This is a genomic window from Mixta tenebrionis (genome assembly GCF_006517625.1).
GTDB lineage: Bacteria > Pseudomonadota > Gammaproteobacteria > Enterobacterales > Enterobacteriaceae > Mixta > Mixta tenebrionis.
The window spans coordinates 271,459-295,305 of the sequence record NZ_VHQI01000004.1; the positions used below are offsets into that span (position 1 = coordinate 271,459).

A 23,847-nucleotide genomic window follows, 5' to 3' on the forward strand; every position below is an offset into this window, starting at 1 on the left:
AAAGGCGACGCCGGGCGTCGCCTTTCTACCGCTAAGCCAGTATCAGAACTGGTAAACCAGACCCAGCGCCACAACGTCGTCGGTGTTGATGCCGGCGGCGTTGGTAAAGGCGTTGTCATCCAGCAGGTTGATCTGATAATCAACGTAGGTAGACATGTTTTTGTTGAAGTAGTAAGTCGCGCCTACGTCGACATATTTTTTCAGGTTCTGTTTGCCCCAGCCCTGGATATCAGTACCGCGCGAGCTGACATAGGCCAGAGAGGGACGCAGGCCGAAATCAAACTGATACTGCGCCACCAGCTCCCAGTTATCCGCCTTATCCGCAAAGCCGTAGGCCGCCGGATTATCGCTGCTGCCGAAGCGGGTTGCGTTATAGGAGCGAGTGTACATCGCCGCCAGGTAGATATTGTTGGCGTCATATTTCAGGCCGCCGGTGTAGGCTTCCGCTTTGTCGCCGTTGCCCAGAATCGCGCCGCTGTTCTGATAATTGGTGCGATCGGACTGGAACATCGCCGCGCCCAGGCCCAGGCCGTTGCCCAGATCGTAGGTGGTGCTCAGGCCCCAGCCGTCGCCGTTCTGCGCTACCGCTTTGCGGCTGCCCGCCAGCTCCGGATTGCTGTCGTTTTTACCCTGATACTGCAGGGCGAAGTTCAGGCCATCCACCAGGCCGAAGAAGTTGCTGTTACGGTAGGTCGCCACGCCGTTTGCGCGCTGGAACAGGAAGTTATCCGCGCCGTAGGTATCACCGCCGAACTCCGGCAGCACGTCGGTCCATGCGCCAATATCATAAGCCACGCCGTAGTTACGACCATAGTCAAAAGATCCGGCTTCGCCGAACTTCAGGCCGGCGAAACCTACGCGGGTAAAGTTGTCTTCGGTACCTTCCGCTTCAGAATGGTTCAGGGCGACCTGGTACTCCCACTGGCCGTAGCCGGTCAGCTGATCGGAAATCTGGGTTTCGCCTTTAAAGCCGAAACGCATATAGGAGTTATCGCCGTCGCTGCCATCGTTGTCAGAGAAATAGTGCAGGCCGTCTACCTTGCCGTAGAGGTCAAGTTTGTTGCCGTTTTTATTATAGATTTCTGCCGCACCCGCAGAGCCTGCGACTAACAGCGCAGGGATCATCAGGGAGAGAATATGACGTTTCATTATTATTACCCTCTGGTTATGTGCCTTTATTTTGCCACTGCAAGCCGAACGTTTAATTTTCAGCCGGCACCTCATTGTTAGATTGACAGACGTAATAATCCATCACGAAAATGCTACTAAATTTCCAAAACTGTTTCTTTATATTATTTCCTGGCAGCAGATGTAAATAGCGGGGAACTTTCATACAGCACGTTGAGCTAAATTATTTAGCACTTATTGATAAGAAAATACCAGAATTACAGCTAAAGAAAAGCAAAGCTAACGCGGTGTTAAGCACTGAATGATAAAAAAATTCTGCATTCCAGTTATAAAATAGATCCTGCTATCATCATTTCATTTGATTATTACCTTCATTCACCCCGAATGAGCTGTTTTACCCTTATTTTCAGCCGGACATTGATTGTCCGGCTTTTTTTTATTCATTTCCTGCCATTACAGAATTAACCCGACAAAATTAACGTTCGCGCATGGCCTCTTTAACTTTATTTAATGGCTTAACCAGATAGTCCATTACTGATTTTTGACCGGTCTTAATTTCCACATTAGCAACCATACCGGGCACGATAGGAAATTTACGTCCGGCGCGATTCACCAGCTCCGCTTTTTGCGTGCGCACATAGACGCGATAATAATATTGATCGCGCTTCACCTCATCCTGCAAGGTATCCGGCGATACCGTCTCTACCTCACCCGGCAGATCGCCATAAATTGACGAGTCATAGGCGGTCACCTTCACTACCGCTGGCAGGCCGGGACGAATATAAGCGATATCGCGCGGGTTAATGCGGGTCTCGATTAACAGCTGATCTTCCAGCGGCACGATCTCCATCAGCTTGCCGCCCGGCTGCAGCACGCCGCCGACCGTGGTGACCTGAATATCCTTAACGATGCCGCGCACCGGCGAATAGAGCGTGGCGCGCGTCAGCTGATCTTGTTTGCCGGTCAGCACCTGCAGCTGCGCATCCAGCTCGGCGTTATTTTTTACCTGCTCTTCACGCGCGCGCACCGCATATTCGTTGCGCGCCTCATCGATTTTCCCGCGCAGCTCGCTAACCTGGCGACGCAGGCGGATCACCTCAACCTGCCCCGCCGCGCCTTTCGCCACCAGCGGCTCGGTCATGCGCAGCTCATCCTGCACCAGCCGGAGCGACTGCTGCAGGTTGCTGACCGTCTCCTGCAGGTTGCGCCGCCGCGATTCAAACAGCTGCGTTTCACGCGCTACCAGCTCCGGCTCCCGCAGCGTTTCCGCGCTGAACTGCAGCGGCGCGCCGGTCAGTTCAGCGCGCAGCCGCTCCGCCGAGGCGCGCAGAGTGCGCGCTTTGGCCTGCGCTTCGCCAAAGTTCGACTGAAAACGCGTCGGATCGAGACGCGCCAGAATCTGCCCCTTGTTAACAATATCGCCTTCATGCACGTTGAGCTGGTTGACGATGCCGCCGTCAAGGCTCTCAATCACCTGCGCGCGCGTGGAAGGGGTCACTTTGCCGGTGCCGACCGTCACCTCATCAAGAATGGCGAAGTGCGCCCACACCAGGAAAATCAGCAGCGCCGCGCTGCACAGCCAGATAATCATTGAGGTGTTGCGCTCGCGTTTTTTCAGCTCGTTTTCTACCGTAACCTGGCTCATGCGGCATCTCCTTTCGCGGGTTTCACCGCCCCGGCGGCGCGCAGAATCTCATCGCGCGGCCCGTCCGCCACGATGCGTCCGTTATCCATCACCACGATCCTGTCCACCAGCTTCAGCAGCGCCGGACGATGGGTAACCAGCACCAGCGTGCGTCCGCTCAGCCAGCCGGACATCTGGCGAATCACATGCTCCTCCAACTGTTCATCCATCGAGGCGGTAGGCTCGTCCAGCAGCACCACCTGCGGCTGGCGCAGGATCATACGGCTCAGCAGCACCATCTGACGCTGGCCGCCCGACAGCCCGCGCCCGCCTTCATTGACAATGCGATCGAGGCTGGCGGCATCCTGCTGCACCAGGCCCAGCGCCCCGCTAACGCGCAGCGCCTGCAGCATCTCCTGCTCGCTGGCGTGGGGATTGCCGAGCATCAGATTCTGCCGCAGCGTGCCGAAAAAGAGGCGCGAGTCCTGCGAGAGCCAGCCGAGCTGGCGCCGTAAATCGACCGGATCGATGCGGTTGATATCCACGCCGTCGACGATAACCTTGCCCTGCGTCGCCTTCGCCTGGCCGGCCAGCAGCTTCAGCAGCGTCGATTTTCCGGCGCCTACCTTGCCAAGCAGCGCCACGCGCTCGCCCGGCTTGATCTGCAGCTGACCGATGCTCAGGACGTTTTTCACATTCTCTTCATCGTAGGTGTACTGCACGTTGCGCAGATCGTAATGGCCGGTCAGCGTCGGGCAGTGCGCCATCTCGTCCGCTTCCGGCTGATCGAGCGGCTTCTTCAGCAGCTCGTCGAGGCCGTTCATGGCGCTTTTGGCGTGCTGCCAGCGCGAGAAAATCATCGTCAGCTGCATCAGCGGCGCGATGGTGCGCGAAGAGAGCAGGCTGCTGGCGACCAGCGTACCGGTAGTGATATCTCCCGCCAGCACCAGATAGGTGCCGAACACCAGCATGCCGGCGTAGGTCAGCTGCTGCACCGACGAGGCCCAGCCGGTGAGCCGCGCGCCCCACAGCCGCTGCTTCATGCCGATCGCCGCGCTCACTTCATGAGTCTGCTCCCACTGGCGCTGAAAATAGGGCTCCGCCTGCAGCGCCTTGATATCCTCCACCCCTTCAATGGTTTCCACCAGCACCGCATTGCGCAGCGCCCCTTCGCGCAGCCCCTCTTTCGCCAGCCGCGCCATCGGGATCTGCACCAGCAAACCGGGGATAACGATCAGCGGAATCGCCAGCAGCGGAATAATCACCAGCGGTCCGCCGATAAAGCCCATAATAAACAGAAACAGAATGATAAACGGCAGATCCGCCGCCGCGCCGACGGTGGTGGAGGTCAGCAGTTCGCGCACCTGATCGATTTCACGCAGCTGAGAGATAAAGGAGCCGGTGGATTTGGGGCGCGCCTCGTTGCGAATATTCATCGCGCGCGCAAACAGCATCGAGGAGACTTTTAAATCGATGCGTTTGCCCATCAGATCGGAAACCTGAGTACGCATCAGGCGGATCAGGTATTCAATCGCGGCGGCGATCAGCACGCCGACGAACAGCACCCACAGCGTTGACTCCGACTGTGCCGGGATCACGCGATCGTAAATCTGCATCGAAAACAGAATGCCCGCCAGCGCCAGCACGTTGCTGACTATCGAGGCGAGCGAAATCTCCGCGATACGCCGCCCCATGCCGCGGAAGTTTTTCCAGAACCAGTGCTGCTCCCAGGGCTGTACGAATTCATCGATGCGCGCATCGCGTCCGCGCGCCGTCACGCCGGGCACCGCCACCTGCGGCTGACTCTGCGCCAGCAGCTCCGTCAGATCGCTTTCGCGCACCACGTCGCCGCCTTCGCTCAGCCAGTAGCGCGCGCGTCCGTCGGCGTCGATGGCCTCCACCACCGCCACGCTGCCGTTCTCCAGCAGCAGGATCACCGGCGTCACTTCCTGACGCCAGCGCAGCTTGTCGCGCGGCGTCATAGTCAGGTGCAGACCCAGCAGGCCCGCCAGCCGCTCCAGCTGCTGCTCCGGCGTCAGGTTTTCGAACCAGCGCATCTGCTGGCGTAGCGTTTTGCCATCGGCGGGCTTGCCGAAGCGGGCGGCGACCCGCAGCATCGCCGCAATCCAGTTTTCGGTCGAGGTGGTCATAGTGGCTGCCTTATTCATTTGTCATAAGCCGATTTCTACTGCAGTGAAGGCAGCAGTTCGCCGCTGTTTTTCTCGCGATCGACGCCCATCATATCGAGCAGGTTGTCTACCGCCGCCGCGTAGCGCACCGTGGCGCTCCAGCCGTCATACAGCGCTGAAATACGCATACTGTCGGCCTGAAAGACATCCTGCTCGACGCTGAGCAGATCGTTCAGGCTGCGCTTGCTGAGCCGGTATTCATCGGCGTAAACCGCACGGGTGTGCTCCGCGCTGGCCAGCTGCGCCTCGCCCGCCTGCTGACGCTGCTGCGCGCCGATCATATCGGCGTAAGCGGTGGAGGCGTGCTGGTTGATATCGAGCTTGGCGCGCTGGATTTCCGCCTGCGCCGCCTGGCGTTCCGCCTCCGCCGAGCGGGTTTTGGCGTTAACCAGCCCGCCCTGATAGAGCGGCGCCTCAACCCGCAGCTGTAGCTCATCATCCCAGTAGGAGCGGCTGTCATTTTCGTAGCGGGTGCGCCCCGCTTCGACCCTAATCGTCGGCCAGTGATTGGAAGCCGCCTGTCTGATACGCTCGCGCGCCGCCTCCTGCTTCGCCTGCGCGCTGCGTACCGCCGCGCTCTTTTCATAGGCGATGCGGTCCAGCGTCACCTGCTGCCTCAGCAGCGATTCCGGCAGTTCAGGCAGATTGTCGGAGACTACGCCGGTCAGTACCGTAAGCTGCGCCTGAGCGGATCGCTGCTGCGCGCGGTACTGCTCCAGCGTGGCGCGCATTCCCGCCAGCCGGGTGCCCGCCTGCAATACATCGGACTGGGAATTCAGCCCGGCATCGGCGCGCAGCGTGGCGATATCGCGCACATGCTCCAGCGACGCGATATTCCTGCGTGCCGACGCCACCAGCGCCTGGTAGCGTTTTACTTCCAGATAGGCCTGCAGCGTATCGGCGGCGACGGTGGTCATGGTAGCGTACAGGGCGAAGCGATAAGCGTCGGAGAGCGCGTGCTGTTCATCGATCGCGCCGCCGGTGCGGCCAAAATCATACAGCAGCTGGCTGAGGGTGATGCCGCCGGAGGCGGTATTATTCAGGCTGCCGGAGGAGTCAGTTTGATGGGAACGGCCGCCGCTGCCCTGCAGTGAGATCTGCGGATACCAGGCGCTTTTCGCCGCATCCAGCTCCGCCGCGCCGACGTTAATCTGGGCGGCGGCCTGGGCAATCTGCGGGTTACGGGCAAAGGCGCGCAGGATCGCCTCGCGCAGGCTCAGGGTGGCAATCTGCTCTTCAGTCGGCGCGGCGCGCCAGTTAAATTCGGCTTTCGGCTCTGAGGCGGCCCAGACGGGATGCCCGACGGCGCTCCATAGGGCGCTCAGGCAAAAAGAGACAAGAAGTTTACGCATCTGGTTTAGTTAACCTTTTTATTATCCCTACGCGCGGGCGGGCCTTCCGCGCCATCCATTACCGCAACCGCTGCCCGGTAAAATAACATCATGAATTATTACAAACTTCCATTCATTTTATTAATCATATGATGTAATTTTGCCGCCTGGCTCGTTTTTTATTTACCAGCACAACTGATAGTTACCGCGCTACCCGTCGCCAAATTAAGCCAAAAAGGCGGCAAAAAGCCGCCATAAGCATTAAAAAAACAACTTAGTCATGAAGATGAAAACTTAAATCAGACTAAAGATTTAAGCCAGCTGTTGCGGATGCGGCTGCTGAAGCAGATCGGCCAGCGTCCGGGCGTCGGGCGCGTAATATGCCGCACCGTCATCCGCTGCCGCATATGCGTCTGCCGTCAGCGTCTGCCAGATATCAGCGGGCGCAGCGGGCAGGACGGCATCGGCTTCAGCCGCCGTCAGCGGCGCCCGACCGGCCGTCGCGGCGTCCTGATGCGGCTGCGCATCGTCGGCGGTCAGGCGCTCGATCAGCGCATGCAGTGAGGAAGGTTCGCCGGCGTGCAGGCCGGGCAGCGCGGCGTGGGTCGCTTCTGCCGCTACAGGCAAGGCGGCGCCCTGCCCGTGCATAGCGGCGGCATCATGCTGTGCAGCGCCGTCCGACAACGCGCCGACTTGCGCGCCGTCATGGCGTTCCGCTGGCAGGCTGCTCAGGGTGGCGAGGCCATCATTATCAACATGGATAATTTTCGCCTGCGTCTGCGTAACCTGTGAGCCGCTCCATTGCAGCCAGTCGCTGACGGAAGCCACAACGGTATAGCTGCCGGGCGTGAGCGACTCAATATCGCTGGCCGGAATATCCAGCTGCCAGTAATTATCGTAGGGGCTGTCCGCGCCGTTCTGCACCACGGTGGTATAAGTCTTGCCGTTTAAGGTTACATAAAGGGTTTGCTGGCTACCCAGCCCTTCGCCGGAGGTGAATTCGCCGCGGATGGTAAGATCCTGATGTCGCTCTGCGCCGCTGAGGCGATCGTCGCCGCCGATCGGGTTAATTGCAAAGATCATCGGATAGTGGAAAGGATAGCCGCCCGCCGCGGTTTCAATAACGCGCGTGGCAGCAAACTGGTTGCCTTCCCGATCCTGATAGCTAATGGTGGCATGAGTAGTCGCGGCATTGTTGACGCTATAGAGATCGTCAACATAGACGCTCCAGACGCCGTCGCCGGTAACGGTGCCGGTAAAGATCTTATCACCGGTGGTCAGCTTCACCTTGCTGCCCGCCGCGATGTTTTCCGCATGGCCGGTGACATAGAAAGGCCCGGCGATTTCGCCGCCGTCAACCTTATTGTCGCCGGAAATAGGATCTATCGTCAGTACTGGTGTCTGTTTATCAGCTCCGCTATGGGTCAGCGTCAGCAGCCGCGCCGCCTCGGCGGTACGCCCCGCGCCGCCCAGCGAAGCCAGCAGCGTCAGCTGTCCTTCCGGCAGATCCTGCAAATCCTGCTGCGGTATGGCGATAATCCAGCGGCTGTCTTTGGTGGTTTTGGTGGTGTAGGTGTGGCCGTTCAGCGTGACTTTAATCTCATAGCCTGCGTCAATATAGCGCCCCCAGCCCGATATCAGCAGATCGCCGCCGCGCTCAACGGCGCTCAGCACATCGTCTCCGGTCACTTTATTAATAAACAGGCTGGGCGAATAGCGGGCATTGGCATCAGAAGCCAGCGTAAAGGCGCCCTGCTGTTGATGTTCACCCCCTGCGGTATCAGTATGCGCTACGTTAAATATGACTTTGCCGTCGGCGATGGCAGCCATATCGCCTTTAGATACGCTGACAAACCACATCGCGTTGTTATCCAGCGTGCCGGCGTAGGTTTTGCCGTTCAGCGTGACCAGCACCTTTTCACCCGGCGCGCCGCTTTGCGCATAACCGGAGATAATTGTCTGCTCGCCATGCTCGCTGACGCTGATTTTGTTATCGCCGGAGAGGGGGTTAATAAGAATATCGTTATCCAGCATGCTAAAGCTTTTCGCCTGGCTGCTGTTAACGCGCTCGCCATTGCTGATAGCGGCGTCCGGCGCAAGTGCGACGGTGTCGCTCGCCGGTACGTCGATTCGCAACGTCCGCGCGCCAGGGGAAGCGGCGGGAGCGGCGAGCGCCGTACCTGCCAGCAGGCTATTTTCGGAAAAGGGAAGCGCGGCGGCGAGCCGCTGCCGATCGGGGGTGTTGGCCATCATCATCTCCTGTGGCGCCAGATAAAATTGTCGTAAGCCAGCGCATCCTGCGGCCTGAGCCGGGATCTATTGCGTAGCTTTATTTATCCTTTCACTGAAGGAAAGGGTGGATCGGCGCGCACCTGAGCTAATTCAGCCCGATAACAGGAAGTAAAACATCAATTAAAAACCGCATGTTAGCTTAATGCGCCAACAGGTATAAAGAAATCTCCGCAGGTGAACATCTTTATCCATTTATCATAACGATTAACATAATTAATCAGTGGCACCATAAAAGCGCATCCGCTGCCGGTTTCGTTGCGCAACTTTTACGGCTTAAACCGCTGACAGGGTTCCGGCTGCAAAAAAAGCGCGCTGAGCGGCTTAAGCGGGCTTGCCGTTTAAGTTCGTGCCGTCTCTATATGATGCGAAAAGCAGCAAATTAAGAATTAGCCTGGGCGCTGACAGGTGCCGCGTCACCATTACAGCGCGCCGCAAACGAAAAAACGGGGCGCATGGCCCCGTTCGCTTTGATGCGCGGGGCGCTGTCGCCCCGCTATGTTCAGCCCGTTACACCACCTGTACCTGCAGGTTATGCTGCACCAGTACATCGCCCAGCGTATCGTTCGCCGCCAGCGCCGAGTTGTGATAGATATCGTACAGCTGTCCATCTACCTCGCGCTGCCCAACGCTGCTCCAGACGCCGCCGGCACTGTTCGCCAGCGTCACCAGGCTGCCGTCAGCCCCCTTGATCAGCAGATCGTCCTGCGGCGCATCGGTGATCTTCAGCGCCTCATCCAGATCCAGCTTCACGCTGTTGGTGCCCGACTGACCCAGATTAAGCACTTCAATGTGCTCCACCTTCAGCCCCAGCGCGGTGAGATCCAGCTGCATATGCTCGCCGTTCAGCAGCAGCGTATCGGTGCCGGCGCCGCCGTCAATATGCGTGAAGCCCAGATCGTTGACGATTACCGTATCGTTACCGGCGCTGCCGGTCACCGCCTCGCCCTGCTGCTGCGTGCCGTCGGCCAGCACGATAGTCAGGCCGCCGATGGTAAAGGCGCCGATATCGTCCGCGGCGGTTTCCGCCGCCGCGCCGCTGGCCGTCGTCTCACTGCTGCCGGCAGCGTCAGCGGCGGTGGCTGCCGACGCCTGAATATCAGCCCCGGTAGTCAGCGTCGAGTCTGGCGCCGCTGTGCCGCCGGCAGGCTGCTGCGCCGCCGTTTGCTCAGCCGCGCCGCTGGCGACAGCGCTGTGATCCTGCGGCCGATCGCTGGCCAGCGCCTCATCCACCGAAACCGCCATCAGCGCCAGCGCTGCGGCCTCGCTGGAGGTAGCCACCGGCAGCAGCGATCCCAGCAGCAGCGTGGTGGAGGTGGTGGCGCGGTTGCCCGCCGCATCCGCCGCGGTGACGGTAACGATGGAGTTAAGGTTTAACGCCGTCAGCAGCCCGCCGCTAAATTTCACGCTATAGCGCCCCAGCGCATCCACCGTCGCCTGCTGCGTGACGCCGTTCAGGGTAACGTTAACCACCGTACCCTGACGCAGGTTCAGCGTGCCGCCGCTGATGGTCAGGCCGGTCAACAATACGCTGACCAGACTGAGTACCGGATCCACGCCGATAACCGGCAGGTTATGGGTAATGGCGTTGAAGCTGCCGCTGGCGGAAGCGCTGTTGCCCACCGCATCGCTGACCGACACGTTAATCGAATGGCTGCCGTCAGAGATATTGCGCAGCGTCGCCGACGGCACGTTTACGCTCCAGCTGCCGTTGCTGCCTACCGTGGTGGTGTACTGCGTGCCGGCCACGTTAACCGTCACCGTTCGTCCTGCGGCATTGGTGGCGGTGCCGCTGATGGTTTCCGTGACGTTTGCTTCGGACAGGTTCAGATAACCATCGCCGCCGAAGAAGCTGTTCAGCGTTACCGTCGGCAGCGTATGGGTGCCTACCTGCACCGTACCGCTGGTGGAGCCGGCGACGCCCGCGCTGTTGGTTACGCTGACGCTGACCGTTTGCGAACCGTCGGCGATCGCCGCGAGGCCGGCCGGCGGCACCGCCACGCTCCAGGCGCCGTTAGCGCCTACGGTGCCGGTATAGTTATTTCCGCCCAGTCTGACCACCACCGTCGAACCTTCGGCGTTGGTCGAGGTGCCGTTGATGGTCTGCGTCGTCAGCGCATCCGTCGCGTTCAGCAGTCCGTCGCCGAATACCGAGCTGATGGTCAGCGTCGGCGGCGTATGGGCGATCACGCTGACGTTGCCGTTGGCGGTCGCCACGTTGCCGTAGGCGTCGGTGGCGCGCACGCTTACCGTCTGCGTGCCGTCGCTGATGGCGGCCAGATCGGCGCGCGGTACGCTCAGGCTCCAGCTGCCGCTGCTGCCCACGGTAGTGGTATAGCTGCGTCCGTTAAGGGTTACCGTCACGCTGCTGCCGCTGCCGAGGTTGCTGCTGCCGCCGCTGATAATCTGGGCGCTATTGAGATCCGCCGCGCTCAGCACGCCGTCGCCGAAGATGGTGTTAACCGTCAGCGCCGGCGGATTAGCGATGCCGATCTGCAGGCCGGTGCTGACGCTGGAGACGTTGCCGACCGGATCGGTCACTGATACGCCCACGGTCAGGTTGCCGTTCAGCAGCGTGCCGAGAATGTCCGGCGTTATCGCAGCGCTGAAGCGTCCGTCGCCGCCCACCGTAGCATTTACCACCACATTGCCGATATTCACCCGCACCTGGCTGCCCGCCGCCGCGTTGGCTACGGTGCCGGTTATCGTCTGGGTTACCAGCGATTCCACCAGGTTCAGCACGCCGTCGCCAAACAGCGGATCGAGCGTAATCACCGGCAGGTTATGAATGCCCACCAGCGCGGGCAGCGACGCCACGGTGCTGCTGTTGCCCGCCGCATCGGTTACCGTCACGCTGGCCGTCAGGTTGCCGTCAGCCAGCCCCTGCAGCAGAGTCGGCGGCAGCGCGACGCTGAAGGCGCCGTTGGCGTCGGCGGTGGTGACCAGCGTTTGACCGCCGATGGCGACGCTGACGCGCGCCCCCGGCTCTACGTTGCCGATGGTGCCGCTGATAACCTGGGTCACCAGCGCATCCGCCGCATTCAGCAGGCCATCGCCAAACAGCGGATTAAGGTTAATGGTCGGCAGCGTGACGTCGACCACCAGCCCGCCGCTGGCCGATGCGGTATTACCCGCCGCATCGGTAACGCTGGCGCCTACGGTGAGGTTGCCCTGGGTCAGGGTGCCAAGGATGTCTGGCGTGACGGTGGCGGTAAAGACGCCGTTAGCGCCAACGGTAGCGGTTACGTTGCTGTTGCCGATACTGATATTAACCGTCGATCCGGCGGCGACATTCTGCGCCACGCCGCTGATGGTCTGGTTAACCAGCAGCTCCGCCGCATTCAGGAAGCCGTTGCCGAAGATCGGGTTCAGGCTGATCGCCGGCGCGGTGCCGAAGACGCCGATATTTACCGACTGCGAGGCGGTATTGCCCGCCGGGTCGGTAACCTGCACGCCCAGCGCCAGCGTGCCGTCCAGCAGGTTGCCGAGATCCGTCGCCGGGATAGTCACGCCCCATCTGCCGCCCGCGGTGACCTGCGTCTGATAGCTCTGGTTGCCTAAGGTAACGGTGACAATCGAGCCGGTAGCGGCATCGATCGCCCCGCCGATGGTTTGCGCCTGGCCCAGCTCGGCAATATTCAGCAGGTTATCCCCGCCGAACAGCCCGGTCAGGTTGCCGATTACCGGCAGGTTATCAACGATCGCGGTGACGGTTTCCGTTACCGAACGCTGGTTGCCTGCGGCATCGGTCAGCGTCAGGTTAAGGTCGATATCGCCATCCTGCAGCAGTCCCAGCACGCTGGGCGGTACCACAATCGCCCATTTGCCGTCCTGTCCTACCGCCGCCGTCAGCGTGGTGCCGCCCAGCGTCAGCGACACCGTGGCGCCGATGCCCGCCGACTCGGCGATACCGCTGATGGTCTGTCCGATTGCGGTATCGGCGGCGTTGAGGAAGCCGTCGCCGAACACCGAATCCACAATCAGGTTCAGCGCGCCGTTAACCACTTTATTCACGGTCAGCGTGGCGTCCGTGACGTTGCCCGCCTCGTCGCTAACGCGCACGCCCAGCACCAGCGGCCCTTCGGTCAGGCTGCCAAGCACTTCCGGCGTCAGATCGATGCTGAAGGTGCCATCCTGCGCCACCACCGCCGTGGCGATCGGGCTGCCGTCGCCGAGGTAGATGCCGATGGTCTGCCCTTCGGCGCCGCTGGCGCGTCCGGTCAGCACCTGGTTAAGCAGAATATCGGCGGCGTTCAGGATGTTATTGCCCAGCAGCGCATCTACCTGCAGCAGCGGCGCGCTGGTATCCACAATAACGTTGCTGTCGGCGCTGCCCACGTTGCCCGCCGCATCGCTCAGCGTGGCGGTGATCGGCACATTGCCATCCTCCAGCGCCTGCAGATCGGCGGCGGGTACGGTGGCGCGCCAGCTGCCGTCCGCCTGCACGATAGCGCGATAGCTGTTATCGCCCAGCGTGATCGTAACGGTGCGTCCCGCTTCAGACGCTGAAGCGGTGCCGCTGATGGTCTGAGAACTGGACGCCTCCGAGCCGTTCAGATAGCCGTCGCCGCTAAAGGCGTTGATAGTCAGCGTCGGCGCGGTGCGATCCACCACCAGCGTCGAGCCAACCGAGGTAGCGCCTGCCGCGCCGCTGGCGCTGGCGCTGGCGGTGATGGTGTAGCTGCCGTCGGCGGGGAAAGTTCCGGCCTCAGGGGTAAATGTCCAGCTGCCGCTCTCTCCGGTTACCGGCAGGGCGGCGACCGGCGTACCGTTTACCAGCAGGGTGATCGTGCCGCCGCTGGCGTCAAAGTTGGCGAAGGTGCCGCTAAAGGTCGGCAGCCCCTCGCTGGCGTTAAGGATATTATCGCCGGCAACGGTTGCCAGCGTCAGCAGCGGGCCGGCCGGCGGCGTCAGGTTAACGCCGATGGTGGCGCTGGCGCTGGCGCTGTTGCCTGCCGGATCGGTGATGGTTACCGAGATATCAGCGCTGGGCGCCGACAGCCCGGCCAGCGTTTCCGGCGGCACGTTGACGCTCCAGCCGCCGCTGGCGTCGACAATGCCGTTAAAGGTCGCGCCGCCGAGGGTAACCGACACCAGCGAGCCAGGCTCGGCGCCGGCGGCGCTGCCGCTCAGCGTTTGCGCTACGATGCTTTCCGCATAGCTGAGCGCGTTGTCGCCGGCGAAATCGCCGATAGTGATAACCGGCACGCTGGTATTCACGGTAAATTCGCTGCTCACGCTACTGCTGTTGCCGTTGGCGTCGGTAGCGGTCACCGTAAAGCTGCCGTTGCCCTGCGCCAGCCCGTTCAGCGTCGCCGCCGGCAGATCCAGCGTCCAGCTGCCGTCAGCGTTGACGGTGGCCGGATAGTTCTGACCGCCCAGCGTGACGGTGATGCTGCTGGCGCCGCCCGCATTACCGCTTAGCGTCGCGCCGGCGGCGGCATCGGCGGCATTCAGCAGACCATCGCCAAACGGCAGATTCACCGTCGGCGCCGGCGGCGTCTGCGCCGAGGTAAAGGTTTCGCTGCTTTGCACCACGTTGCCCGCGCTGTCAACGACGGTAATCACAATATTGTGCGTGCCGTCGCTCAGGCCGCTTAGCGCGCCCGCAGGCAGATTAACCGTCCAGTCGCCGTTGGCGTCGACCGTACCGGAATAGAGCGTGCCGTTCACGTCAATGCGCAGCTGTACGCCCTGATTATCGCCGCTGGCGCCGGTATTGCCGCTTAGCGTCAGCGTGCCGGCAGCTTCGCTGATATTCAGTACGCCGTCGCCAAACGGCGTATCGATGGCCGGCTGCGGCAGAGTTACCGCCGTGATCACCTCCAGCGGCGCGGTAACGCTGGTATTGCCCACCGCATCGCTGGCGGTTACGGTAATGGTGTGGGTGCCGTTGCCAAGCGTCTCCAGCTGGGCAGGCGTCAGGTTCAGCGTCCAGTTGCCCTGCGCATCCACCGTGGCGTTCAGCGGCTCATCGTTATTAAAGCCGCTGATGACCACGCTGACCCTTTGTCCCGCGCCGCTGACGCCGGTTTGTCCGCTCAGCGTTTGCGTCACGTCCGCTTCCGCCGCGCTCAGCGCGCCGTTGCCGAACGGCAGATTGATGGTCGCCTCCGGCAGATTGTTCACGATAACCTGTACCGGCACGCTTTCGCTGTCGCTGTTGCCTGCCGCATCGGTAACGGTAACCGTAACCGGCAGCGTGCCGTCCGGCAGCGTCTGTAGCTGTTCCGGCGTCAGGGTCAGCGTCCAGTTGCCCTGCGCATCTACCGTTGCCGGATAGCTGCCGCCGTTGATGGACACCACCACCGTCTGATCGCCGCTAACGCCGGTGGTGCCGTTCAGCGTGGCGCCGCTGGCCGCCTCGACGGCATTCAGACGGCCATCGTCAAACGGCGTTTCCAGCGTCACAGTCGGCAAGGTGGTAATGGAAGTGAAGTCAAGCGACGCGCTGTCGCTGTTGCCGGCGCGATCGACGACCGTCACCGTAATGCTGTGCGTGCCATCCGCCAGCGCCGCCAGCTGCTGCGGCGTCAGCGCCAGCGACCAGCTGCCGTTGGCGCTGACGTTGGCCGTTAACGGCTCTCCGTTATTCACCCCATCAATCACCACGCTGACCGTCTGCCCCACGCCGCTAATACCGGTCGTGCCGCTAATCACCTGACCCGCGCCCGCTTCGGCGGCGTTCAGCACGCCGTCGATAAACGGCGTATCCAGCGCGGCTTCCGGCTGCGTGGCGATCAGCAGATCGACGCTGCCCTGCGCGCTGGCCGGGTTGCCTGCCGCATCGGCGGCGCTGACGACAATCGTCGCCGTGCCGTCCGCCAGCGCGTTCAGCGTCTCTGCCGGAACAGCCAGCCGCCAGTTGCCGTCGGCGTCTACCGTCGTGGTAAAGTTCAGCGAGCCGATGGTCACCCTGACCTCCGTTCCCGCCGCCAGATTGGTGGCGCTGCCGCTCAGCGTCTGTTCTACCGCCGCGTCCGCCGCGCCGATCACGCCATCGCTAAAGGGCGTATCAAGCGTTAGCGCCGGCAGCGTGTTGATCGCTACCGTCAGATCGAGGGTATCGCTGTTAACGTTGCCGTTAGCGTCGGTGACCGATACGGTAACCGGCAGAGTACCGTCAGCAAGCTGCTGCAAATCACCGCCCGGAATAGCAACAGCAAAGTTCCCGGCGCCGTCCGCCGTTCCGGTGTAGGCGCGTCCGTTCAGCGTGACGGTAACCAGCTGGCCCGGCTCGCTCTCGCCGCGCACGGTAATCCCTGCCAGCGCCTCCGCCAGGTTCAGGATGTTGTCCGCGCCCGCGCCCAGCTCAATAGCGGCCAGCGCCGGCGGCGCGGTATCAACGGTAACGGTTTCGCTATCCTGCGCCGGGTTGCCCGCCAGGTCGCTGCCGCTGACGGTCACGAGGTTATCGCCCTGCGGCAGCGCCTGCGCTGCGGCTGGCGGCACGGTCACGCTCCAGTTGCCGTTAGCGTCAACGGTGGTGGCGTACTCCTGCCCGTTAAGGGTGACGGTGACGCTGCTGCCTTCCGGCAGGCGCTGGCTGCCGCCGGTAATAGTCAGCCCATCGCCCGCCTCCTGAGCGTTGACGATATCGTCGCCGGTGACCGGATTCAGGGTAATGGTCGGCTGGCTGGCCGCGCCGGCGACCACCGTTACGCTGCCTGCGGCCGAGGCCGGATTGCCCGCCGCGTCGGCGGCGCTAACGACAATACTCTGCACCCCGTCGCCCAGCTCTCCAACCGCGCTCTGCGGCACCGTTACGCTCCAGTTGCCGGTCTCATCCACCTGCCCGCTATAGCTGGCGCCGTTCAGAGTGACGGTAACCGTATCGCCGGCGGCCAGGTTGCTGCTGCTGCCGGTGAGAATTAACGGCTGTCCCGCTTCCGCCTGGTTGATATAGCCGTCGCCAGAAATAGTATCCAGCGTCAGCTGTGGCAGATCCGTAGGGTTCGCCGCCACCGTCAGCGGGCGATCGATGGTGGTCGGGTTGCCAGCGGCATCCGTCAGCGTAACGCTGACGGTGGTTTCGCCATCGTTCAGCCCCTGCAGGACGCTGGCGGGTACGGTCACACGCCAGCTGCCGTCGTTCAGCACCACGGTTTGCAAGGTCTGGCCGCCAAGGCTGACCGTTACCCTTTGTCCGACGTCAGCGCCGTCGGCGCTGCCGCTAATCACCAGATCCTGACGCGTTTCCGCCTGGTTAAGGATGTCGTCGCCCGCGATCGGATCCAGCGTCAGCGACGGCGCGCTGTAGTCAACGGTGACGGCGTTCTCTACCGTGCCGACGTTGCCGGCGGCATCGGTTACCGTTACCACTATCGGCAGTACGCCCGCAGCGAGATCCTGCAGCGTCTCCGCATCCAGCGTCAGCGTCCAGTTGCCGTTATTATCCACCTCGGCGGGATAGTCCACGCCATCCACGGAGACGATCACCGTCTGGCCGGCGCCGGTGACGCCGCTGACGCCGCTCAGGGTTTGCGCGCTTTCCGCCTCGCTAAGGTTAAGGTAGCCGTCGCCGAACGGCGTATTGATGGTCGGCGCCAGCAGCGCATTTTGCACGCTCAGCGTGCCGCTGCTGCTGGCCGGGTTGCCAGCCGCATCGCTGACGGTAACGCTAAACGGATAGTCGCCGCTGTTAATGCCGGCCAGCGCTCCGGCGGGCAGTTCCAGCGTCCAGTTGCCGCTGGCGTCCACCTGGGTGGTCCAGCTCTGACCGTTCAGGCTGACGGTGACCGTCTGCCCTTCGCCGGCGTCGGTGCTGCCGCTGATGGCGATCGGCGCGGCGGCTTCGGCGGCGTTAACGCGGTTGTCGCCCGCTATCGCATCGACGCTCAGGGTCGGCGGCGTGGTATCTACCGTCACGCTGCTCTCTACCGTGCTGGTGTTGCCGGCGGCGTCGCTGGCGGTTACCAGCAGCGCGTTCTCTCCGGCGGGCAGCGCCTGCAGCGCTTCCGTCGGCAGCGTTACGCGCCAGTTGCCGTTGGCGTCTACCGTACCGCTGTAATCGACGCCATTCAGGCTGACGGTCACGCTCTGACCCGCGCCGGTTACGCCGGTGTTGCCCAGCAGCTGCTGCGCGGCGCCGCTTTCCGCCGCGTTCAGGATGCCGTCGCTGAACGGCGTTTGCAGCGTCGCATCCGGCAGGTTATTGACGATGACGTTCAGATCGCTGCTGCTGCTGACCGGATTACCCGCAGCATCGGTAGCGCTGACCGTCAGGGTGGCGGTGCCGTCGGCCAGCCCGGCCAGCGCGGAGGCTGGAACGGTCACGCTCCAGCTGCCGTCTTCGCCTACGGTTGCGCTGTAAGTACGATCGTTAAGGGTCACGGTAACCTGCGTGCCCGCCGTCAGGTTGGCGCTGCTGCCGGTTACCAGCAGATCTTCCGCAGCTTCGCTGGCGTTGAGATAGCCGTCATCGCTTAGCGGATCGACAGAAAGCCCCGACAGCGCGTTATTCACGGTGACGTCCAGCGTCTGCGTGACGCTGTTGCCCGCCGCATCGCTGACCGTCGCGCTGATGGTCGCGCCGCCGTTAGCCAGCGCGCCAAGCGCGCTGGCGGGCACGCTGACGCTCCAGGCGCCGCCTGACTGCACCACCGCTTCATAGGTTTGCCCGCCCAGCGTAATGGTGACAATCTGCCCCGCCTCAACGTTGGTCGCGCTGCCGGTCAGCAGCTGTGCAGTCTGCTGCTCGGCGCCGTCCAGCACGTTATTGCCGGCAAAATCGTTAATGGTGAGTTGCGGCAGGCTGGCGGCATCCGCCTTAACCGCCAGCGGCGTATCAACCGTGGTGGTATTGCCTGCCGCGTCGCTGGCGGTCACGCTCAGGGTGTAGCTGCCGTCAGCCAGCGCGCCAACATCGGCGGCCGGAACGACCAGCGTCCAGAGCCCATCGTTGCCGACGGTGGTGGCGTAGTCGTTGCCGTTCAGGGTAACGGTGATGGTGTTGCCCGCCTCGCCGCTGCCGTTCAGTTCCAGCGGCTGCGCGGCTTCTGCCGCGTTCAGTACGCCGCCGCTGACCGGCGTTGCCAGCGTTACCGGCGGCGCGCTGGTATCCACCGTCAGGGTGACGCTGCCGCTGGCGCTATTGCCGGCAACATCGCTAACCGTCACCGCCAGCGGAGTATCGCCGTCGTTCAGCGCGCCGAGCGCGGTAGCGGGCAGCGTCACGCTCCAGCTGCCGTCCGCCGCTACCGTGCCGGTATAGGTGTTGCCCTCCAGAGTGACCGTTACCGTCTGTCCCGCTCCGCTGATGCCGGTATTGCCGGTCAGAACCCCATCCTGCCCCTGCTCGGCGGCGTTGAGATAGCCGTCGTCAAATGGCGGATCGATGGTGACCGTCGGCTGCGCGTTAACCGCCACGTTTAGCGTGGCGTCGCTGCTTACTGAAGATCCCGTTGCGTCGTTAGTGCTGGCGACGATAATTAGCGGGCCATCCTGCAGGCCGGTCAGGTTAGCCGCCGGAATAGTGACGCTCCAGCTGCCGTTTGCCGTTACCGTGGCGGTGTAGTTTTGTCCGTCAAAGGTGACCACCACGGTGCGGCCTTCCGGCACGTTGACGCTGGTGCCGTTGATCACCAGATCCTGCGCCGCCTCCGCCGCATTCAGATAACCATCGCCCGCTACCGGCGCCAGCGCAATTCCGCTCAGCGCGGTATTCACGGTGAAATCAGCGCTGGCGCTGGCGCTGTTGCCCGCCGCATCGTTAACGGTAACGGTAAGCGTCTGGCTGCCGTCGTTAAGCGCATTCAGCGCCTCCGCCGGCAGCGTCACGCTCCAGTTGCCGTCGGCGTCCACCAGTCCGGTATAGCTGGCGCCGTTCAGGGTAACCGTGACCCTCTGTCCCGCCTCAACGTTGCTGGTGCTGCCGGTCAGCAGCTGCGCCACCTGCTGCTCGGCGCTGTCCAGCACGCCGTTGCCGGCGAAGATATCTACCGCCACGCTAATTGTCGGCTGGTTAGCCGCTGCGGCGTCAACCGTCAGGGTGGTTTCTCCGGTCGTCACGTTGCCGACCGCATCGCGTTCGCTAACGGTAATGGTATTTGGTCCTTCATTCAGCGTCGCCAGGGTGGCCGGCGGCACCTCCACCCGCCACTGACCGTTGACGCCGACGGTACCCGTAAAGGTTTCGCCGTTCAGGGTGATAGTAATGACGCCGCCCGCCTCGCCGCTGCCGGTCAGCGTCAGGGTTTGCTGCTGTTCGGCGGCGTTGAGCAGGCCATCTTCCGAAGGCGCATCGATGGTCAGCGCCGGCGGCGTGGTATCAACCTGCAGCGATACCCGATCGCTGCTGCGGTTGCCGCTGGCATCGGTGACCAACACATTAACCGGATAGCTGTTGCCATCGCTCAATGCGCCCAGATCGCCGGCGGGCACGCTGATCGCCCACTGGCCATCGCTGCCGACGCTGGTGGCGTAGTTGACGCCGTTCAGCGTGACGATCACGCTATCGCCCGCGCTGCCGCTGCCGCTGATGGTGAGCGGCTCGCCCTGTTCGGCGGCGTTGAGAATGCCATCGCCAGCCGGAGGATTAATGGTAAAGAGCGGCGCGCTGGTATCGATAGCAACCGGCGTCAGCGTCGTGGCGCTGGCGCCGTCGGGACGGGTGGCGGTAACGGTCAGATCGTAACGGCCATCTTCCAGCGCCTGGAGCGCGCCGGCAGGCAGGCTAACGCTCCAGCTGCCGTCCGCCGCTACCGTCGCCGGATAATCCACGCCGTCAAAATTAACCGTCACGCTGCTGCCCGCATCGACAGTACCGCTGACCACCAGCGGATTCGCCTGCTCTGCGGCGTTGATTACGCCGTCGCCGGAGGGGGGATTCACCGTCAGCGTCGGCGCGCTGACGTCAACCGTTACCGGCGTCGTGGCGCTGTTAGTGTTGCCCGCTACGTCGGTTACGGTGACCGTAATCGGGTTGTCGCCCGGCGGCAGATCCTGAATATCGCCGACCGGTACGGTTACCGTCCAGTTGCCGTCGTTATCTACCGTTGCCGGATAATCATTGCCGTTCAGCGAAACCACCACCTCCTGACCGCCGCCGCTGACGCCGGTGCTGCCGGTCAGGGTCTGCTCCCCGGTCAGTTCGCTGCCGGAGAGCACGCCGTCGCCAAATGGCGTATCCAGTACCGGAGCCGGCAGCGGCGTTATCGCCACGTTCAGCGTGGCGTCATCGCTCAGGGTATTGCCGTTGCCGTCCGGCACGCTGGCGGTGACCGTCAGCGGCCCGTCGTTTAGCGCTGCCAGATCGGCGACCGGTATGGTGACGCTCCAGCTGCCGTCCGCCGCTACCGTGCCGGTGTAGCTGTTGCCGTTAACGCTCACTGTTACCGTGCTGCCCGCCGCGACCTGGGTGGCGCTGCCGCTGACGGTAAGCGGCTGCTGCGCCTCCTGCGCGTTAAGATAGCCATCCACCGCAATGGGCGCGATAGCAATCGCTCCGCCGCTGTTGGGCGGCGCAACGGTAAAGCTGCCGCTGCCGCTGGCGCTGTTGCCGGCCACATCGCTCACCGTCACGTTCAGCGTCTGGTTACCGTCGGCCAGCGCCGCCAGATCGGCGGCGGGAACGGTAACGCTCCAGCTGCCGCCCGCCTGCACGGTGCCGGTATAATCAACGCCATTCAGGGTGACGATAACCGTCTGCCCTGCGCTGACGTTGCTGGTGGTGCCGGTGATCAGCTGATCGATCGCCTGTTCCGCATTATCGAGCTGGTTATCGCCGGTAAAGGGATCGAGCGTGATGGCGGGCAGCGCGGCGGGATCGGCCACTACCGCCAGCGGACTGTTGCTGGTCGCCGTGTTGCCGTTGGCGTCGCTGGCGCTGACCGTCAGCGTGTAGTTGCCGTTGGGCAGCGCGGAGAGATCGGCGGCGGGAATGGAAACCGCCCACTGGCCGTTTTCCGCCACGCTAGTGGTGTAATCCGTGCCGTTCAGCGACACCGTCACGGTTGCTCCCGCCTCGCCGGTGCCGCTAACCGCCAGCGGCGCGCCAGCCTCGGCGTTATTCAGGTAGCCATCGCCCGCCAGCGGCGTATCCAGCGTCAGCGCAGGCGGCGCGGTATCTACCGTCAGCACCGTCTGCTGCGTGTAAACGCCGCCCGCCGGGCTGGTTGCCGTTGCGCTAAGCGCATAGTCGCCATCGGTCAGCGTCGCCAGATCGCTGGCCGGCACCGACAGCGACCATCTGCCATCCTCACCTACCGTCGTCTGATAGTTAATATTGTTAAGCGTCACGCTAACGGTATCGCCGGCGCTGCCGCTGCCGCTCAGCGTCAACGGTCGATCCTGCTCCGCGGCATTCAAAATATTATCGCCGGCGATCGGGTCCAGCGTCAGGGTGGTGGCAGGCAGCGACGGATCGACCGCCAGCGGCGTTTCGCCAATCACCGTGGTGGTGCCCGCCGCGTTAGTGATCGACACCTGCAGCGGATAGTCCCCGCTGGCAAGATCACCCAGCGCGCTTGCCGGAATAGTGACGACCCAGCGCCCGTTGGCCTGTACCACGCCGCTATAGTCCACGCCGTCGAAATTGACCGTAACGCGATCGCCGGCGGTACCGGTGCCGCTGATCAACAGATCCTGCTGCAGCTCGGCGCCGCTGAGCATATTATCGCCGGAAACAGGCATATCTACCGTGCCGGTAGCTGGCGCGGGAACGGTATCGACGATAACGTTGCTGCTGCTGCTGCCGCTATTGCCGGCGGGGTCGGTGACCGTAACGGTGATGGGATTTTCACCCTGCGGCAAATTTTGCAGATCGTCGCCAGGGATAGTAACGCTCCAGCTGCCGTCATTGCCCACGCTGCCGGTATAGTCATTGCCGCCGATGGTGACCGTAACGCTCTGCCCTGGTCCGGTTGCGCCGGTATTACCGGTCAGCGTTTGATCGCTGCCCGCCTCGTTGCCATCCAGCGTGCCGTCGCCGAACGGCGGATTCAGCGTGGGCTGCGGCGGCGTGACCAGCACGTTGAGCTGGCCGCTGTCGCTGACCGTGTCGCCGGTACCATCGACGACCGTAACGGAAATATTCTGCGTACCGTTACCCAGGCCGCCCAGCGCCGATGCCGGAATGGTAATAGTCCAGCTGCCGTTGCTGCCGACGATTCCGGTATAGTTTACGCCGTTAAACGTCAGCGTTACGGTGCTGCCGGCGCTCACGCCGGTAGTGGTGCCGCTGATAATCAGCGGCGACTGCGCTTCGCTGGCGCTCAGATAGCCATCGCCGCTAACCGGCTCCGTAATGGTAATGGAGCCGAGCGCCGGTTCCGGAGTGCCGCCGCCGTTATCACCGCCGCCGTTGTTGCCGCCGCCGTTATCACCGCCGCCGTTATCGCCGCCGCCATTGTCACCGCCGCCGTTGTCGCCACCGCCGTTATCGCCGCCGCCGTTGTTGCCGCCGCCGTTATCACCGCCGCCGTTGTTGCCGCCGCCGTTATTATTGTCGTCGCCGCCGCCGCCGCCACCGCCGCCGGCGGAGGCGATACCAATTCCTGCCAGGCCAAGTACGCCTGCCACACCAACTGCCGTAGTCAGGTTTTCACCAATCAGCGCATTGTCAGCCAACAACAGCGGTTCGATATCGCCAAGGGATTCATAGGCAGGCGTGACAGCCATTGCCGTGGTCGCATCCGCCGCATCGCTGGTCACCGGAAAAAGCGCATGTTCAGGCGGGTTAACGCCGTCGTCAAATACCAGCTCGCTGTGCTCGCCGTCCTGATCGAGGAAGAAGCGCTGATAGCGCACGATGCTGCCGTCCTGCATATGCAGGATCAGATCGTCGCCCTGCCGTTCAAACGACGCTACTGCGGATCGCGTGCCGTTAATTCGCACTACGCTGGGCTCGCTGAGTAAAACTGTGCGGGAGGCCGTGCTGCTGTTTTGCGAGAGTAAAGTACCGTTTTCGCGCGAAATAATATCCACGCGCCCGGAGGAGAGCTGTGCCATCTGAAACCCCTTTTTTGCACAAGTTGAGGTAATGTTTTAAACGATCAAAGTAAAGAAATGCTTATACTTGGCGAGCCTTACGGAAAGCCGTGTCACGTCTTTAGATTGAAACTTTCCTGGTGCAAAGCAGGGGAGGTAACGGAAACACACGTTCTGCAACCCTGGATTAATCAAATGTAACGCATTGTTTTTTCTTTTTAACATTTCAGATATAATCAAAAACCGCTGCGCTGGCGGTGAATAATTTTTATCGTAATCATTAACAATTATGATTTAAAGCATAAGCATCACTTATGCGCGCAACAAATAAATATCAAGATCCACTAATAATAAATGC

General features: G+C 62.3%; 6 protein-coding genes. All 6 read right to left on the reverse strand.

Annotation, left to right across the window (positions count from 1 at the left end):
- Window positions 1–42: 42 nt before the first annotated feature.
- Complete coding sequence (ompC, locus tag FKM52_RS08685) at window positions 43–1,149, reverse strand: porin OmpC (protein WP_141175806.1); 1,107 nt, start codon at window positions 1,147–1,149, stop codon at window positions 43–45.
- A 454-nt stretch (window positions 1,150–1,603) separates the two neighbouring features.
- Complete coding sequence (locus tag FKM52_RS08690) at window positions 1,604–2,773, reverse strand: beta-barrel domain-containing protein (RefSeq protein WP_141175807.1); 1,170 nt, start codon at window positions 2,771–2,773, stop codon at window positions 1,604–1,606.
- Entirely contained in the window at window positions 2,770–4,902 is a 2,133-nt protein-coding gene (locus FKM52_RS08695) for a type I secretion system permease/ATPase (RefSeq protein WP_246085511.1), read from the reverse strand. Before FKM52_RS08695 ends, FKM52_RS08690 begins: the two co-directional genes overlap by 4 nt.
- 35 nt (window positions 4,903–4,937) lie before the next feature.
- Window positions 4,938–6,293: a TolC family outer membrane protein gene (locus FKM52_RS08700; RefSeq protein WP_141175809.1), complete on the reverse strand. Its 1,356-nt coding sequence runs from the start codon at window positions 6,291–6,293 to the stop codon at window positions 4,938–4,940.
- A 291-nt stretch (window positions 6,294–6,584) separates the two neighbouring features.
- Window positions 6,585–8,522 (reverse strand): hypothetical protein, encoded by a 1,938-nt coding sequence (locus tag FKM52_RS08705; RefSeq protein WP_181407912.1) that lies wholly within the window; start codon window positions 8,520–8,522, stop codon window positions 6,585–6,587.
- A gap of 549 nt (window positions 8,523–9,071) precedes the next feature.
- Window positions 9,072–23,510: an Ig-like domain-containing protein gene (locus tag FKM52_RS08710; RefSeq protein WP_141175811.1), complete on the reverse strand. Its 14,439-nt coding sequence runs from the start codon at window positions 23,508–23,510 to the stop codon at window positions 9,072–9,074.
- Window positions 23,511–23,847 lie beyond the last annotated feature (337 nt).

Excerpts from the sequence above, each read along its gene's own strand:
- ompC (WP_141175806.1), bottom strand. The coding sequence starts at position 1,149 with ATGAAACGTCATATTCTCTCCCTGATGATCCCTGCGCTGTTAGTCGCA.
- FKM52_RS08690 (WP_141175807.1), bottom strand. The coding sequence starts at position 2,773 with ATGAGCCAGGTTACGGTAGAAAACGAGCTGAAAAAACGCGAGCGCAAC.
- FKM52_RS08695 (WP_246085511.1), bottom strand. The coding sequence starts at position 4,902 with ATGACCACCTCGACCGAAAACTGGATTGCGGCGATGCTGCGGGTCGCC.
- FKM52_RS08700 (WP_141175809.1), bottom strand. The coding sequence starts at position 6,293 with ATGCGTAAACTTCTTGTCTCTTTTTGCCTGAGCGCCCTATGGAGCGCC.
- FKM52_RS08705 (WP_181407912.1), bottom strand. The coding sequence starts at position 8,522 with ATGGCCAACACCCCCGATCGGCAGCGGCTCGCCGCCGCGCTTCCCTTT.
- FKM52_RS08710 (WP_141175811.1), bottom strand. The coding sequence starts at position 23,510 with ATGGCACAGCTCTCCTCCGGGCGCGTGGATATTATTTCGCGCGAAAAC.